This is a genomic window from Blautia sp. AF19-13LB, assembly GCF_003479105.1.
Classification (GTDB): Bacteria; Bacillota; Clostridia; order Lachnospirales; family Lachnospiraceae; genus Fusicatenibacter; species Fusicatenibacter saccharivorans.
In genome coordinates this window covers 37,332-52,170 of record NZ_QUGO01000008.1, presented here as the reverse complement: position 1 = coordinate 52,170, position 14,839 = coordinate 37,332, and the positions used below count along the sequence as shown (strand labels likewise).

The window sequence follows — 14,839 nt, the reverse complement described above, 5'->3', positions numbered from 1 at the left end:
CGGCCAGGATATACAGAAAACCAGCGTATATCTTGCGATGGCTACACATACCGGTATTGATTTTTTCACAGATCTTCCGATTGATGAATTCATCGACGTAGCGAAGGAAGTGAACGATATTGGCAAGCAAAACAAAGTATGAATTAGCGCTTGAGATTGGCGGAAAGATTCAAAGTTCACTTGAAAAAAGTGTCGGCGGAGTTAATAAAAAGCTGGATTCTATCGGGAAAGCCGCAAAGACAGCCGCGAAGATAGCAACAGCCGCCTTCGCGGCCGTTAAGGTCGGCGATTTCGTAAAAGACGCGGTAAGCACATATTCGGATTTCAACCAGGCAATGGCGAACACGTCCGCGATCGCCGGGGCAAATGAAGAACAAATGAAAAAGCTGGAAAACGCCGCGCTGGAAATGGGAAAGAAGACGACAAAGACGGCGACGGAAGCTTCGGAAGCGCTTGGATATATGGCACTTGCCGGGTGGGACGTCGATACTTCGATCGCTTCCCTGGAACCGGTTCTTCGACTTTCAGAAGCTACACAAATGGATCTGGCGACATGCTCGGATCTTGTCACCGACTCAATGAGTGCGTTAGGCCTGACGGCGGATCAGTTGACGGACTATCTGAACGTTACATGTCAGGCGAATAATAAGTCTAACACCACGGCCCAGGCTTTAATGGAAGCTATGATCGGGTGCGGTGGTGCCGCAAAGTCGGCCGGAATGGACTATAAACAAACGGCCGCCGCGCTGGGAATCTTGGCGAACAATGGTGTCAAGGGCGCCGAAGCTGGAACAGCGTTGAATTCAATGTTAGTCCGTATGACGACGAAGGACGTAGCGCAGAAAGCGTTTAAGGAACTGGGCGTTTCGATATACGATAGTTCCGGTCAAATGCGAAATATGCAAGATATTCTTGTTGAATTAAACGGCGCAATGTCCGGACTTACCCAGGAACAGAAAAACAACTACATGTCGGCTATTGCCGGCACAAACTACTATACACAGTTTGGATATTTACTGGAAGGCGTAAAAGAAGGGGCAGACGGCGCGGCTTCGACGTGGACGTCATTAACAGAAGCCTTCGACAATTCAGACGGCGCGCTTATGAATATGGCGAACCAGATGAACGATACACTTCCGGCGGCTATGGCGATATTTAATTCGGCCGTAGACGACGCAAAGATCCGATTGTGTCAGGTGTTCGCACCTATGGCAAAAGACGCCATAAAAGGCGTTGCCGACGCGCTTCCTTCGATTACTGATAAAGTGGTCGGAGTAGTCCAGAGTTTATATGATAAAGCCGTTCCGGCGGCGGAAGATTTCGCAAAGAAAGCACAAGCGGCCTTCGAAAAGGTGAAGCCGGTTCTGGACGACATACGAACAAAAGCGACTGACGCGTTTACATTTCTGGCAGAAACCGGAAAGACGGCCTTCCAGAATATCAAAACAGCAATCGAAACCAACAAACCGGCGATTGATAAGGTGATCGCGGTCGCGCTTGACCTGAAAGACAAGTTATTCCAGGCATTTAACGCGGCGAAACCGGCAATCACTTTTATAGCGACAACGGCCATTCCGGCGGTTGTAAATGCTATTATGAAAATCATCGGCGCGGCGGCGACGGTTTACCAGAAGTTAAACCAGTGGGGACTTCTGAAACCTATTATTATAGGCATTGCCGGGGCTATTGCGGCCATGAAAATGGTAAAATTCGCAAAAGATACAATCCAGGCAGTAACAGCAACAAAAGCACTTGTAACCGTATTTCTTGCACAGAAAAAGGCCATGCTGGCAAATATAGCCGCAAAAGCGAAAGATCTTGCAGAAACGGCGGCTATCCATGCACTGTATATCAAAGACGCTATTGTCAAGGGAGCCAGCACAGCGGCAACCTGGGCGCAGACGGCGGCAATGACGGCATGGAACGCGATTTGTGCAGTCGGAACGGCTGTCACAACAGCACTAGGCGCGGCTTTTACCTTCCTTACAAGCCCGATCGGCCTTGTTATTATCGCCATTACGGCGGTGATTGCGATTGGCGTTCTGTTATACAAAAACTGGGACACTGTAAAGGAAAAAGCTTCGCAACTTGGCGACTGGATCGTCAATGTATTTAACAATTTCAAGGAAAAATGTTCACAGTATATCCAGGAATTCGCGAATAAATTCCCGGAAGCGTTCGCTTTCATTTCGTCCGTATTTGAAAGTTTCAAGCAGACGGCGACAAATATTTTCGGCGGAATCAAGACATTTTTCCAGGGAATCATTCAGTTTTTTACCGGCGTTTTCACTGGCGACTGGTCGAAAGCGCTTGAAGGATTGAAAAATATCTTTTCTGGCGCATTTAAGGCTCTTTCGTCGCTGGCGCTTGCACCACTTAACGCCCTGAAAGGGGTTGTGACCGGTGCGTTTAATGCGATAGACGTAGCAACGGGCGGAAAACTGACAGCAATAAAAAATAAGGTCAAAGACGCATTTTCAAAGGTGAAGGAAACCGCCGGAAATATCATGTCGGCGGCGAAAGATACGATCAGCGAAAAACTGAACAATATCAAATCAGCCTACGAAGAAAACGGCGGCGGAATCAGGGGTGTAGCCGCGGCCGCTATGGAAGGTGTAAAAGGCTATTACACGGCCGGATATTCTTTCATAAACAATTTGACCGGCGGAAAGCTTGAAGAAGTTCGTTCGAAATTTTCTGAAAAAATGTCGTCGATCGGATCCAATGTTTCAACCGCATTTTCGAACGTGAAATCTACGATCGGAAACGCAATGTCCCAGGCGGCTTCGAACGCAAGCGCACACCTAGAAACCATGAAGTCGGCATATACAAACGCCGGCGGTGGAATCAAGGGCATAATGGCCGGAACAATGGCCGGAGTGCAAAGCATAACTTCAAGCGCCCTATCAACTATTAACACCGTAACCGGCGGCGGACTGGATAGCATGAAAGCCGCATACACAAACGCCGGCGGCGGAATCAAAGGTATTGTTTCCGGAGCAATGGCCGGAATACAGACCACAACTTCGACTGTAATGTCGGCGATCAACACGGCGACCGGTGGAAAACTGGAACAGCTAAAAAATAGCTTTTCCGAAAAACTGGAAGGCGCAAGGTCAGCGGCACTATCGAAGTTTGAATCAATAAAAAGCGGAATTTCCGAAAAACTGGAAGGCGCGAAAAGCACTGTCAGGAGTGGTTTAAGCGCGATCAGCGGCTTTTTCTCAAACGTGAAGCTGTCACTTCCACACATTAAGATTCCGCATTTCAATATTTCCGGCGGACAAGCGCCGTGGGGAATTGCCGGAAAAGGAACAGCGCCGAAGATTTCGGTTGACTGGTACAAGAACGGCGGTATTTTAACCGGCCCGACAATATTCGGAGCGAACGGAAATTCGCTTCTGGGTGGCGGAGAAGCCGGCAAGGAAGCAGTCCTTCCATTGTCTGAATTATGGTCGAACATGAAAACGGTTGTCGCTGGAGTAATGGGAAGCCAACCGAACGCGGCAACAGAAGCCTATAAACAAGCGTCAGAACTTGCAGACGGTAACAGCCAGCCGCAGACACAGACTGATTCCGTAACAAAGGAACTTTATAACAACATAACAACAAACAACACCGTGAACAAATCAAGCGAAAAGAATTCTTCGGATAATTCTTCGAAGATCGTTTATCAGCCGCAGATCATTATTCAGGGCAACGCAAGCAAGGAAGACGTACAATCCGCGCTTGATATGTCCCAGGAGAAATTTAACGCCATGATGGCAGAATATGAACGGCAGAATAGACGTGTTTCTTTCGCGTAAGAAAGGGGGCTTAATGTGTGGACGAAAACAGATATTACACAACCGTTCAAGGTGACATGTGGGATTCTATCGCCTATCAGTTTTACGGCGACACGAAATACATAGGCCTTCTTTTTGAGAATAACCAGGATCTACTTGATATTTTTGTCTTTTCGGCCGGAACAAAGGTATATATTCCGGAACTTCCGGACGAAGAAGACGAAGATATTCCGGAATGGAGATTGTAAGCCATGAAAGCGCGTCAGGCGTCCGTTGTAGTAAAATACAACGATAAAGACATTACAAAAACCATAACGGACTACATAGAGGGTTTTTCTTATGTTGACAACGCCAGCGGATCGGCCGACACGGTGACTTTGAAGCTTAACAACAGAAGCGGAAAGTGGTCGGGAAGCTGGATCCCCGTTCAGGGGGATTCCGTTAAAACAATAATTAAATTAACAAACTGGAACAAAGAAGGCGACAACCGGAAGTTCGATTGTGGATATTTTCTGATCGACGATTTGAGTTTTTCGGGGCCGCCTTCGATTGCTTCAATCGGCGGAATATCAACGCCGATCAATACTGACTTTAATGTCACGAAAAAAAGTAAGACCTGGAAGAAAACATCGGTCAAAGGGATTCTTTCTTCGATTGCTTCTTCCGCAAAGATCGGACTGTATTTTTCCGGCCAGGACTATCCGATCGACGAACTGGAACAGTCAGACAAAGAAGACGTGAATTTTGCGTTCGAACTTTGTAGTTCCCACAACCTGGCTATGAAACTTTATAACAAGAAGATTGTCACATTCGACCAGACAGAATATGAAAAGAAACCGGCCAGCTTTACGTTGAAAAAAGAAAATTGCGAAAACTGGTCGTTTACTTACAGTCTTACACGAATGTATGACGGCGTTTCGATTTCCTATACTGATTCAAAGAAGAATCAGACATTGAAATATAAATTCATGTTAAAGAATGGAAGCCGAATTCTGAAACTGAATGAAACCGCGGAAAGCCTACAAGACGCAGAGATTAAAGCAAAATCGAAGCTACTTGAACATAACAGACAGTGCCAGACGGCAAATTTGAAAGTGAAAGGCGACACGAAATACATATCCAGTAAGTGTATGAAGCTTGAAGGCTTCGGAAAACTTGACGGAAAATATTATATCGACAAGGTATCACACAGTAAGGACGCCGGAAACGGCTATTATTGCACACTGGAAGCCCACCTTTGCATTATCGTTAAAGGCGTAACCGTTGCGACGGTTCTTTCGGGCGATACAGTTAAAAAGGCGGCTTCTTCTTCAACAGCCGGAAAGAAATACACGATTGTTTCCGGCGATACGCTATGGAGAATCAGCACGAAGTTTCTTGGATCTGGTGCAAAGTATATGCAGATATATAACGCAAATTCCGGAACCATAGAATCGGCCGCGAAGTCACACGGAAAATCTTCTTCAAGTAACGGACACTGGATTTATCCAGGAACCACATTAACAATTCCAGGATAGAGGGGGCGAAAACGTATGTCTGATATTATCAGAGTGGGTTATATTTCAAATGTTAATTACGCAGAAGGAACGGCCCAGGTGGTTTACAAAGACCGCGACAACGCGGTTTCGCCTTACCTTCCTTTTGCTTCTAACGAATACGATCCGCCGGAAACGGACACGCTTGTTTACGTCGTACACCTTCCAAACGGTGGCACGCGCGGAATGATCCTTGTTCCACCGTACACGAAAGGAAACCGTCCGCCAGAAGGAAAAAAAGGGATCTGGAGAAAGGATTTCGGCGACGGAAGTTATATCCGGTACGACAAAGAATCGAAACAGCTTGACATTGTGAGCGATTCCGTCCGCATGGAAAGACTTTCGGTTTCCGGGAACCTTTCAGTTTCCGGATCCATAAACGCCGGATCCATAACCACGGGCGGAAACGTCCATATCAAAGGAAATCTGACGGTTGACGGAAACTATCCGAAGTAAGGCGGTGATTATATATGATCGGCTATTTAGGGGATATTATCTTCGAAACTAGCGATAAAAAGATTTGTAACTTTAAGGGATTGAAACGTTCCATTTCCGCGAATTATTCAGAACATAAGCGCTATAAAAAGAAAAGCCAGCGCGAATTTGAGGGCGCGGAAAACCAGGGCGTTTCGTTTGAAATGAATATCAGAGCCGGACACGGGGTAAAACCTAAAAAAATGATGGATAAAGTGATAAAACATTGCCAGAACGGCGACGTTCTTCCGTTCATGATCGGCGGCCACAGAGTAGGCGGTGGAAAATGGACGATTGACAGCGTGGACGCCACATATAACGAAGTGTGGAACCGCGGCGAACTTGTTTCTGTCAGTTTATCCATAACGGCGACAGAATATTATTAAGGCGGTGCCTATGATTAAAATAGACGGCGTGCAGATTGTGATTAACAGCGTGTACGAAAGAGGGCTTCGCCAGGAACTACTTGACAAGGCGTTCTTTCTGCTATCGTGCATAAAGGGGACAATCCCGATGAACCGGAATATCGGACTTGATCCGGATATTATTTCACAGCCTGACACAATAGCAAGAAATTTATACACGGTAAGCGCTATCGAATTGATTGAAGAATTCGAAGATCGCCTTTCCGTAGAAGAAGTCCAGTTTGAATCCGGAGATTCCGGAAATATGATTCCGAAGGTGGTGCTATCATACAATGGCGAATGACATTCAAAAATTATATAGTCTTCCGGATATATCGTTCGTTTCTGACGTTGCACCGGATTTTGACGCAGTTCTTCAAAGGCTTGTTTCTGATTATGAAGCAAGATACGAAGAAGAAACCGGGAAGAAGGTCGTTCTTCGTCCTGGCGATAAAGAATACATCGAATTGACCGTCTACGCGGCGGAGTTTTTCCAGATGTATCAACAGATAGATTTTTCGGCAAAAATGAACCTTCTGAAATACTCAAAAGGCGACTATTTGAAGCACCTGGGAGCGTTCAAGAAAACGTTCGTCCAGGAACCGAAAGCGGCTGTCACAACGGCCAGATTTACGCTTTCAGAAAGCCGGAAGGAAGTCGTATATATTCCGGCCGGAACCAGAATCACAGCCGGCGACGGGATTTATTTCGAAACTGACGACTACGCGGAAGTTACAGCCGGCGAAAGCTACGTCGATATTGATTGTACTTGTCAGACGGCCGGAACGGTCGGAAACGACTACACGCCGGGGCAACTCGAAATTATCGTTGATCCGGTTCCTTACGTGGCGACGGTTTCAAACATTGCAAAAACAGACGGCGGAGCCGGAGAAGAAACCGAAGAAAGTTTCCGCGAGAGAATATATCTGGCGCCGTCTTCATATTCAACAGCCGGCCCTTCCGACGCATACGAATACTGGGTAAAACAGTACAATTCGGCGGCGATCGAAGACGTGAAGATCCACGAACCGACAGACGCTATCGTTGACGTTAGAATTCTTCTGAACGGCGGCGGATTGCCTTCAAAAGCATTTTGCGACGGCGTTCTTGCCTTCCTGAAAGAAAACCCGATCATTCCATTAACGGATAACGACAAGGTGGCGGCGCCTGACGTGGTGAAATACGACTTGAAAGCGACTTATTATATCGCCAGAAGCGACATAAACAATCTTGATTCTATCAAGGAAAACGTCGAAGCCGCGAAAGATACATATTTGAACTGGCAGAAGACAAAGATCGGCCGGGATATTAACCCGGACGCATTAACGGAATTCGTCCGCGCCGCTGGTGGAAAACGCGTCGTTATTACTTCCCCGGTGTTTCAGAGAATTCCGGAAACCTCGGTCGCTATTGATAATACGATCGAATTTGTTTATGGCGGTGTAGAAGATGATTAAGCTTGCAGATTACCGGACGGAAGACGCGTTCCCGTCCGGAATGAAAACAGCTAGTCGTTGCGCGGCCGCGTATGCGTTCGACCAGGAGAAAAAAAGGATCCTGGAAGCGAAAAAGCGCGTGTTAATATGGGCCAGCTTGGAAAACGTACCAGACGACAAACTGGACGTCCTGGCGGTAGAAAACAGAGTTTTGTTCTACAATTCAGGGCTGGATCCTTCGATAAAACGCCAGTTGATTCAAAATTCAATTTACTGGTATATGAAGCTAGGCACACGCCAGGCAATGGAAGAAATGATTGATATTGTCTTCCAGAATGATAATTCTTCGGTCGAAGAATGGTACACATACGCCGGCGAAGCCTTCCATTTCCGGATAGCGGTCGGAACAAATGTTTCACAGACTTCGATCACGGAATTTTTAAGATACTTAAACACTGTTAAAAATGCGCGGTCACGTTTTGATTATCTTGTATTTCAGAACGGAACCACGCTTTTTCTATATCCGAAATCTGATTATCAGAGCTTCTTTTATACATTTTGCGGCGAAATGGAATGTGGAACATATCCGAATACCGAAATCGGCGCAGAATTTACAGAAGTACAGATCGACATTGTTCCGAATGGTGATTCCGCCGGATCTGTAATTTACACAGAAACCGGAACAACACCGGATATTTCGGTCGGTGCCGCATTATCTGAAAACCAGATTGACATTCAGACCGCTTCCAACGAAACAACAATCGTCTATCCAACGGACAGCGAAGCGGAATCGGGAACCGCGCCGGATATTTCAATCGGCGCACAACTTACAGAAGTTCAAATTGACGTTCAAGGCGATTCTGACGGATCTACAATCGTTTATCCGGCAGACAGCGAAGCGGAATCCGGAGATTATCCGGAAACTTCTATCAGCTTCGCACAAGGGGAAAGCGGCGTTTCCTTATCACCGGAAGGCGAAAATTTTAACTTATATTATAACACTGACGCGGCGAAAGAAGCCGCCGAAGAATGAAAGGAGTTCGAAGCATGGCAGAAGGAAGTTATATCCCATTAACGAACGAAGCCCTGGAAGACTTCAAAGAATACCTGAAAAATTCCGTGGCTTATGCAGAATATCGTTCCGGATCCACCTGGTACAAAATCCCGATCTATAAGGTTGAAACGTTACCGGACGGCCGCGCGGCTATTTTTGTTATGTTCGACCATACCGCCCCGAATCAGATTACCGAAATTCGATTCTATCATAGAAACGGATTCATTTTCGCCGGCGGAAACGAGAATCTTAACAAAGAGGATTTCGAAGAAGGCGTCCTTTATCGTTATACGATTAAACTTGTCCAGTCTTCGGGCAAATAGGAAGGAGTGAAGGAACATGTATACACCGGTATTCTGGCAAGATCGAATTGTTGAACACCCTAGAAGGGTTCGTGTAACAGATCTTGGAAATGGAATCAAAGAGTGGGCGCCGGATCCTGGCGAAATCAGCCAGAAAGGAACCCAGCAGTCTTCGACTAATTTCGGAAATATGGATTTCGGAAACGTGGAAAACGCACTTCTGGGCGCTTATCTGGCTATGAATGTTCGCCTGGCACACAACTACATTGACGACTTGCGCGGCCAGATTATCACGTCCACTTTGAAGAATACGCTTAAATTTCCGGCGACAAATGCAGAAGTGACAATTCCGCTTCCGCAGATGGTGAATAACACCGAATATCAGGTCGAAGCGGAAATCGTAGAAGCGGACGGCCCGGTCGAACACGTCGAAGTGTACGGAAAGGCCCTGAACGCTTTCAAGGCTTCCTATCTTGGAAGCGCAAAAAATGTAACTATTAAATTTCATGTGAAAGGCGGATTGTACTAATGGCAAATGTGATTATTAAATCAGACGAAAGAAGACACCAGGAAGCGGCTATTCTTAGCCAGTTCGGCGGCGGTTGCGAAAGAAATTCCAATCGTGAAAACCGTGAGTACGCCGAAGAAATCAACGCGCGCATGAACGAAGTAAAAAGAGAGGTAGGTATTCGATGATTAAAATTGTTGAAGCTAACGAAGGACAGAAGATTTCCCATTCTGTCAATAAAAACTGGCTTAACATCGGCGATCAGATCATGTTGAATCTGAAAAGCCGTGAAGCAGACTACGACGTCCATATCGACATTACTTCGGACGAATTCGGGGCGCTGGGAACCGGATCGGGGCTTTACTATGTGGCCCAGGTGGATATTCCGGCCAGACAGTACACAGAAACCGAAGTTGAGAATCCGGACTACAACGAAGAAGAACCTTCTTCTTCAAAAACTACTATCAAACGCGAAGCTGTTCCGTTCTCTATTGACAACGTGACATTAACACTTTTCGCGCTGAAAGAAGGTGTAATTTATGAATAGTTATCAGTTTGACAGCTTAAAATTCGCGACGGAAGGCCTTACTGGTTACGGTTCTACTGTTATCATTGATAACGCGAACCTTCCGTCCTTTATGAAGCCTATTAACCAGATCACAAACGCCCAGCTTTTCGCCGGCGGAAGTTCAAAAGTCGCCGAAGCGTTCAATGTTGACGGCGTGTTATACAAGCGATTCTTCATTTCGAATTTCTTAAACACAATCGTAAACGGACGTGCTTATTCATGGCCTGGCGTAGATCCGCGCGCTTCAATCAACTTTGACGATTCTGTCAAGGCTTGTAATGCGAAGGGAACCGGATTCCACCTGATGAGTATTCCGGAACGCGCGGTCATTAACCACTTGATCTATAAATCCGGATTTGTTCCGCGTGGAAATACACAGTATGGCAAGAATCACGCCTATACATACGAAACCGGCGAAACAACCGCAACAGAAAGCGACGGTTCCGGCGGCACAAGAACAACCAGAACAGCGACCGGATCAGGCCCGGCGACATGGTTCCATGACGGAACACGCCAGGGAATCGCGGACTGGGTTGGAAATTGCTGGAAATGGTGTTCTGGTATGCGTGTTAAGAACGGCGAAATTCAGATCTTCGCCGGCAACCTTGCCGCGAAACAGGTATCACACGCCGACGCGTCCACATTCTGGAAGGCTATCAAGCCGGACGGATCACTTGTTGAACCTGGAACAGCCGGAACTTTGAAATATACAAAGGATTTCAAGATTGCAACAGATACTGGCGCCGCTGGATCAACTTATTCACCAAACTTCGGAAATATTGCGGCCGGAACGGGCGTCACAACTATTCCGGAGATCTTAAAGGAATTATTCCTTGCACCGGTTACGGGCGTAACCCACACCGGCGGATTCTGGATCAACAACGAAGGTGAGCGCTTGCCGTTCGTGGGTGGCAGTTACGGCAGCACTTCGGCCGCTGGCCCTTCCGCGTTGGGCTTGAACAACGAGCGTTCGAGCGTCTGGACGAGCCGCGGCTTTTTCTCCGCTTATATGGAATTGTGATCTGTAATCTGACAGACCGTGTTCTGTTTGGGGCTACGATAGTAGCCCCTTTATTTTAGACAGAAAGGAAATTCCGGGAGTGGGACAACAAAGATTTTATCATAAGGCGAACGTGGATCCAGAAACAAACGAAGGGAAGGATCAACGAAGCGGCCTTATCATTTTGCAGAAAACGAAAGATCTTATGAAATATCTTTATACTACGTGGACGAAATATCCACGTAGCGAAAAACTGGGCTTCGTAACAGATTACAAGAAATGTCTATTCGGATTTTTAGAATACATTATCGCGGCACAAAAGAAGTATTTCAAGAAAACGACACTTCAAGACGCGGATATTCAACTTGAAGAATTAAGGCTATTCAACGATCTTTCTTATGACTTACGGTTCATCGACGAAAAGCGTTACAAACTGATTTCGGAAAAGTTATGTGAAATAGGCCGGCTTCTCGGCGGCTGGATCAATTCACAAAAAGAATCAGCTAAAAGCGGAAAGTAATTTCCGCGGTGGGGATAGGTCAAATAACGCTTGCCGATCGTGGGTGGCAGTTACAACAACACTTCGAACACTGGCCCTTCCGCGTTGAACTTGAACAACGAACGTTCGAACGTCAGGACGAACCACGGCTTTTTCTCCGCTTACCCTTTTAGCCAGAAGGGAGCGTTCAAGGACGCTTCACAGTGCAAGAAAGGGAAAGGGATCTATCTCCGTTCCGGGTGCCATATCCGGAAATATTAACGTTGCTATCAAGTTAGTTAGTACCGGTACGAAGACCGGGAAGGGTTTCACGGGTAGCGCCGCGCCTACGGCCGAAAACCTGGGCGCATATTCCAAAGAAAGGAATTTTGTCAATGAAGACCTTTGATGTAAAGCATAGCGATATTGTCAATTTTGAAAATATTCTTGAAGCTGACAAAAACGCTTCGCAATGTAAACACTACCGCGACGAAAATTTGAAGTTTTCGGCACATAGGGAAGAAGGGATCATTGATTTACTTAATCGACTTACTTATTATCCGGTTTTTGACGAAGAAGGGAACCAGATTCCCGGAAAAACAGAATCTTCATACAAAGTCGGACGATACCGGAAGAAACAGATTTACGAACCAAAGCCGCGAATTATTATGGCGCTGGAATATCCGGATCGCGTTGTTCAATGGGCCTATTACCAGATCTTAAACCCATTATTCGATAAGCAGTTTATAACGCATAGTTACGGTTGTAGACAAGGGAAAGGCACAACAAAAGCGCGCGATCAGCTTCAACGCTGGCTTCGAAAAGCGAATCGAAGTGGAAAAACCTGGTACGTGTTAAAGCTTGACATTTCAAAATATTTCTATCGCGTGGATCACGCGGTTTTGATGGATATATTATCACGAAAAATCAAGGACGAAGAAATTCTTCGCGACCTTTACAAACTGATAAATTGTGAAAATACGGCGTTCGGCCTTCCGGCTGGCGTGCAACCGGAACTTTGCAACGAAGAAGACTGGCTTTTCGATCGCGGTATGCCAATCGGAAACCTTACAAGCCAGATGTTCGCGAATATCTATCTAAACGAATTAGATCAATACTGTAAACACGAACTTGGAATCCATCTGTTTATTCGATACGTGGACGACATTATTATCTTGTGGCCGGATAAAGAGGAATTGAAGGGAATCCTGGATAATATAAAAAACTTCCTGGAAGAACGCCTTCACCTGGAACTAAATAATAAAACCAGTATTCGCCCGGCGTGGCTTCCGGTCACGTTCGTAGGGGCGCAGATTTCACCGAAATTTATCCGAATGAGGAAAAGCACGCGAAAGCGTATGTTCCGCCGGATAAAGTTCATTAAAAAGCTTTTTGAAGCTTGCGAAATAGGTTTTCAAAAACTTAATAACACAATGCAAAGCTATTTCGGCCTGATCCAGCATTTCACGGCCGGAAATCTTTTAAGAAAAATCATTGACGAATTTTCTTTTCGTATTCGCAACAATTCATAGTCGGGAATTATCCCGGCTATTTTTAATTGTCTATTTTCAGGGAAAGGGGGTTCGCCGATGGAAGCAGAATTTGAAAGAGAAGTTCTCGATCGCCTTATCAAGATCGAAGAAAAGCTTGACGGCTACAACAACGCAAAGGTGAAAACATACGAGAACGAGAAAGCGATTCTTCGGATCCAGAACGATCTTGAAGATGTAACAACAAAGGTTGACAGCCTGGAAGAATCGAACAAATGGCTTTTCAGAACAGTCGTCGCGGCAATCATCACAGCGGCGGTCGGGATTTTATTCACGTTAATTCGATCAGGCGTCGGAATGTAAGAAAGGAGCAAAGAAGACTATGTTTAAGAATTCAGTTTTGAAAGCGTCAGTAAACACAAAGGAATGGGCAAAGAAAGCGGCTATTCGCGCCGTTAAAACAATGGCACAGACAGCCGTTGCGGTGATCGGCACAAGCACCGTTGTAGCCGCCGTAGACTGGAAGATCGTTGTATCTTCCGCCGTAGTTTCTGGCGTTGTAAGCATTTTAACAAGTGTTGCCGGTATTCCGGAAGTAGAAAGTGAGGAATAATATCATGGAAGTAAAAATGATTGACGTATCAGTTCATAATGGCGTTATTGACTGGGACAAGGTAAAGGCGTCTGGAATCGGCGGCGTGCTTATGCGTTGCGGCTATGGTTCCGACATTGAAAGCCAGGACGACAAAATGTTCAAGAGAAACGCCGACGAGTGTTCCAGACTGGGGATTCCGTTCGGCGTTTATCTGTATTCTTACGCAAAAAATACAGATATGGCAAAATCAGAAGCAGATCACGCGCTTCGTCTGGTGAAAGGCTACAAGCTTAGTTATCCGCTTTATATCGACGTTGAGGAAGCCAGCCAGTCCGGAATTGCGAAGGACGTTGTAAAAGTCTTTTGCGAAGCCGTGAAGGCCGCTGGTTACATGCCTGGCGTGTATGCTAACGAAAACTGGTGGAATAACTACCTGGTGGGCGTTGATTCATACACAAAATGGGTTGCAAAGTACGGAGCAAACAATGGACAGCCTGGGAACAAGCCGAACGTTTCAAACTTCGATATTTGGCAGTACACCAGCAAGGGATCATGTGACGGAATCGGTTCTTCCGGACTTGACATGAATATTTGTTACAGAGATTTTCCGGCAGAGTTAGGTGGATCCAAACCAGCACCAGCGCCAGCGGAGAAATCCAACGAGGAAATCGCGAACGAAGTTCTGGCCGGAACCTGGGGAAACGGTGACGACAGAAAGAACAGACTTTCCGCCGCCGGCTATGATTACGACGCGATCCAGGCGATTGTCAATCAGAAAGCCGCACCGGCGAAGAAGTCCAATGAGGAAATCGCAAAGGAAGTTCTGGCTGGAGCCTGGGGGAATGGCGACGACAGAAAGAACAGACTTTCCGCCGCCGGCTATGATTACGACGCGATCCAGGCGATTGTCAATCAGAAAGCCGCACCGGCGAAGAAGTCCAATGAGGAAATCGCGAAGGAAGTTCTGGCTGGAAAGTGGGGAAATAACCCACAGAGAAAGGCAAAGCTTGAAGCCGCTGGTTACAATTATGCAACCATTCAGGCACTTGTAAACAAAATGTGTTAATCGTAAATGAAATAATTTACAAAATACACTTTACAGTTTAGAAAATGTGTGATACAATGGCGCAGAGGGAGGGGGTTTAAGGGGGAACAAAGTTCTTTCGAAAATCCACCTGGATAATCGGCTATAAAATGGCCGCCAGGCTTC

18 protein-coding genes are annotated in these 14,839 nt (G+C 46.3%); all 18 read left to right on the top strand.

Features of this window, described 5'->3' with window-relative positions:
- Positions 1 to 119: 119 nt before the first annotated feature.
- The 18 genes from DWX32_RS09725 to DWX32_RS09645 all read left to right on the top strand — a co-directional run bounded on the left by DWX32_RS09725 (position 120) and on the right by DWX32_RS09645 (position 14,695).
- Positions 120 to 3,806: a phage tail tape measure protein gene (locus DWX32_RS09725; RefSeq protein WP_158579567.1), complete on the top strand. Its 3,687-nt coding sequence runs from the start codon at positions 120 to 122 to the stop codon at positions 3,804 to 3,806.
- A 17-nt stretch (positions 3,807 to 3,823) separates the two neighbouring features.
- Entirely contained in the window at positions 3,824 to 4,033 is a 210-nt protein-coding gene (locus DWX32_RS09720; protein WP_243037579.1) for a tail protein X, read from the top strand.
- A gap of 3 nt (positions 4,034 to 4,036) precedes the next feature.
- Complete coding sequence (locus DWX32_RS20135) at positions 4,037 to 5,302, top strand: LysM peptidoglycan-binding domain-containing protein (protein WP_118659794.1); 1,266 nt, start codon at positions 4,037 to 4,039, stop codon at positions 5,300 to 5,302.
- Positions 5,303 to 5,317: 15 nt separating this feature from the next.
- A complete protein-coding gene (locus DWX32_RS09710) occupies positions 5,318 to 5,776 on the top strand; it encodes a phage baseplate assembly protein V (protein WP_118659792.1) in 459 nt (152 codons plus the stop codon).
- A gap of 14 nt (positions 5,777 to 5,790) precedes the next feature.
- Positions 5,791 to 6,180, top strand: coding sequence for a phage tail protein (locus DWX32_RS09705; protein ID WP_118659790.1), 390 nt, complete (start codon positions 5,791 to 5,793; stop codon positions 6,178 to 6,180).
- A 10-nt stretch (positions 6,181 to 6,190) separates the two neighbouring features.
- Positions 6,191 to 6,502, top strand: coding sequence for a hypothetical protein (locus tag DWX32_RS19430; protein WP_147398477.1), 312 nt, complete (start codon positions 6,191 to 6,193; stop codon positions 6,500 to 6,502).
- The gene (locus tag DWX32_RS09695; RefSeq protein WP_118659786.1) at positions 6,492 to 7,655 is read left to right on the top strand and encodes a baseplate assembly protein; all 1,164 of its coding nucleotides are present in this window, start codon (positions 6,492 to 6,494) and stop codon (positions 7,653 to 7,655) included. Before DWX32_RS19430 ends, DWX32_RS09695 begins: the two co-directional genes overlap by 11 nt.
- Positions 7,648 to 8,667, top strand: a complete 1,020-nt coding sequence (locus DWX32_RS09690; protein WP_118659784.1) for a phage tail protein — start codon at positions 7,648 to 7,650, stop codon at positions 8,665 to 8,667. Before DWX32_RS09695 ends, DWX32_RS09690 begins: the two co-directional genes overlap by 8 nt.
- Positions 8,668 to 8,681: 14 nt before the next feature.
- Positions 8,682 to 9,011 carry a hypothetical protein gene (locus DWX32_RS09685; protein ID WP_118659782.1) on the top strand — a complete coding sequence of 110 codons (330 nt, stop codon included), beginning with the start codon at positions 8,682 to 8,684 and terminating at the stop codon, positions 9,009 to 9,011.
- A 16-nt stretch (positions 9,012 to 9,027) separates the two neighbouring features.
- Positions 9,028 to 9,519, top strand: coding sequence for a hypothetical protein (locus DWX32_RS09680; protein ID WP_118659780.1), 492 nt, complete (start codon positions 9,028 to 9,030; stop codon positions 9,517 to 9,519).
- Positions 9,519 to 9,686 carry a hypothetical protein gene (locus DWX32_RS19600; RefSeq protein WP_158579566.1) on the top strand — a complete coding sequence of 56 codons (168 nt, stop codon included), beginning with the start codon at positions 9,519 to 9,521 and terminating at the stop codon, positions 9,684 to 9,686. Before DWX32_RS09680 ends, DWX32_RS19600 begins: the two co-directional genes overlap by 1 nt.
- A complete protein-coding gene (locus tag DWX32_RS09675) occupies positions 9,683 to 10,045 on the top strand; it encodes a hypothetical protein (protein ID WP_118659778.1) in 363 nt (120 codons plus the stop codon). The genes DWX32_RS19600 and DWX32_RS09675 overlap by 4 nt, the downstream gene beginning before the upstream one ends.
- Positions 10,038 to 11,087: a hypothetical protein gene (locus DWX32_RS09670; protein WP_118659776.1), complete on the top strand. Its 1,050-nt coding sequence runs from the start codon at positions 10,038 to 10,040 to the stop codon at positions 11,085 to 11,087. Before DWX32_RS09675 ends, DWX32_RS09670 begins: the two co-directional genes overlap by 8 nt.
- A 79-nt stretch (positions 11,088 to 11,166) precedes the next feature.
- The gene (gene avd, locus DWX32_RS09665; protein ID WP_118659774.1) at positions 11,167 to 11,586 is read left to right on the top strand and encodes a diversity-generating retroelement protein Avd; all 420 of its coding nucleotides are present in this window, start codon (positions 11,167 to 11,169) and stop codon (positions 11,584 to 11,586) included.
- Between the two features lie 353 nt (positions 11,587 to 11,939).
- Positions 11,940 to 13,076 (top strand): reverse transcriptase/maturase family protein, encoded by a 1,137-nt coding sequence (locus tag DWX32_RS09660; RefSeq protein WP_118659772.1) that lies wholly within the window; start codon positions 11,940 to 11,942, stop codon positions 13,074 to 13,076.
- Positions 13,077 to 13,133: 57 nt separating this feature from the next.
- Positions 13,134 to 13,397 carry a hemolysin XhlA family protein gene (locus tag DWX32_RS09655; RefSeq protein WP_118659770.1) on the top strand — a complete coding sequence of 88 codons (264 nt, stop codon included), beginning with the start codon at positions 13,134 to 13,136 and terminating at the stop codon, positions 13,395 to 13,397.
- Between the two features lie 19 nt (positions 13,398 to 13,416).
- Positions 13,417 to 13,647 (top strand): holin, encoded by a 231-nt coding sequence (locus DWX32_RS09650; RefSeq protein WP_118659768.1) that lies wholly within the window; start codon positions 13,417 to 13,419, stop codon positions 13,645 to 13,647.
- Positions 13,648 to 13,651: 4 nt separating this feature from the next.
- Complete coding sequence (locus tag DWX32_RS09645) at positions 13,652 to 14,695, top strand: GH25 family lysozyme (RefSeq protein WP_118659766.1); 1,044 nt, start codon at positions 13,652 to 13,654, stop codon at positions 14,693 to 14,695.
- Positions 14,696 to 14,839 lie beyond the last annotated feature (144 nt).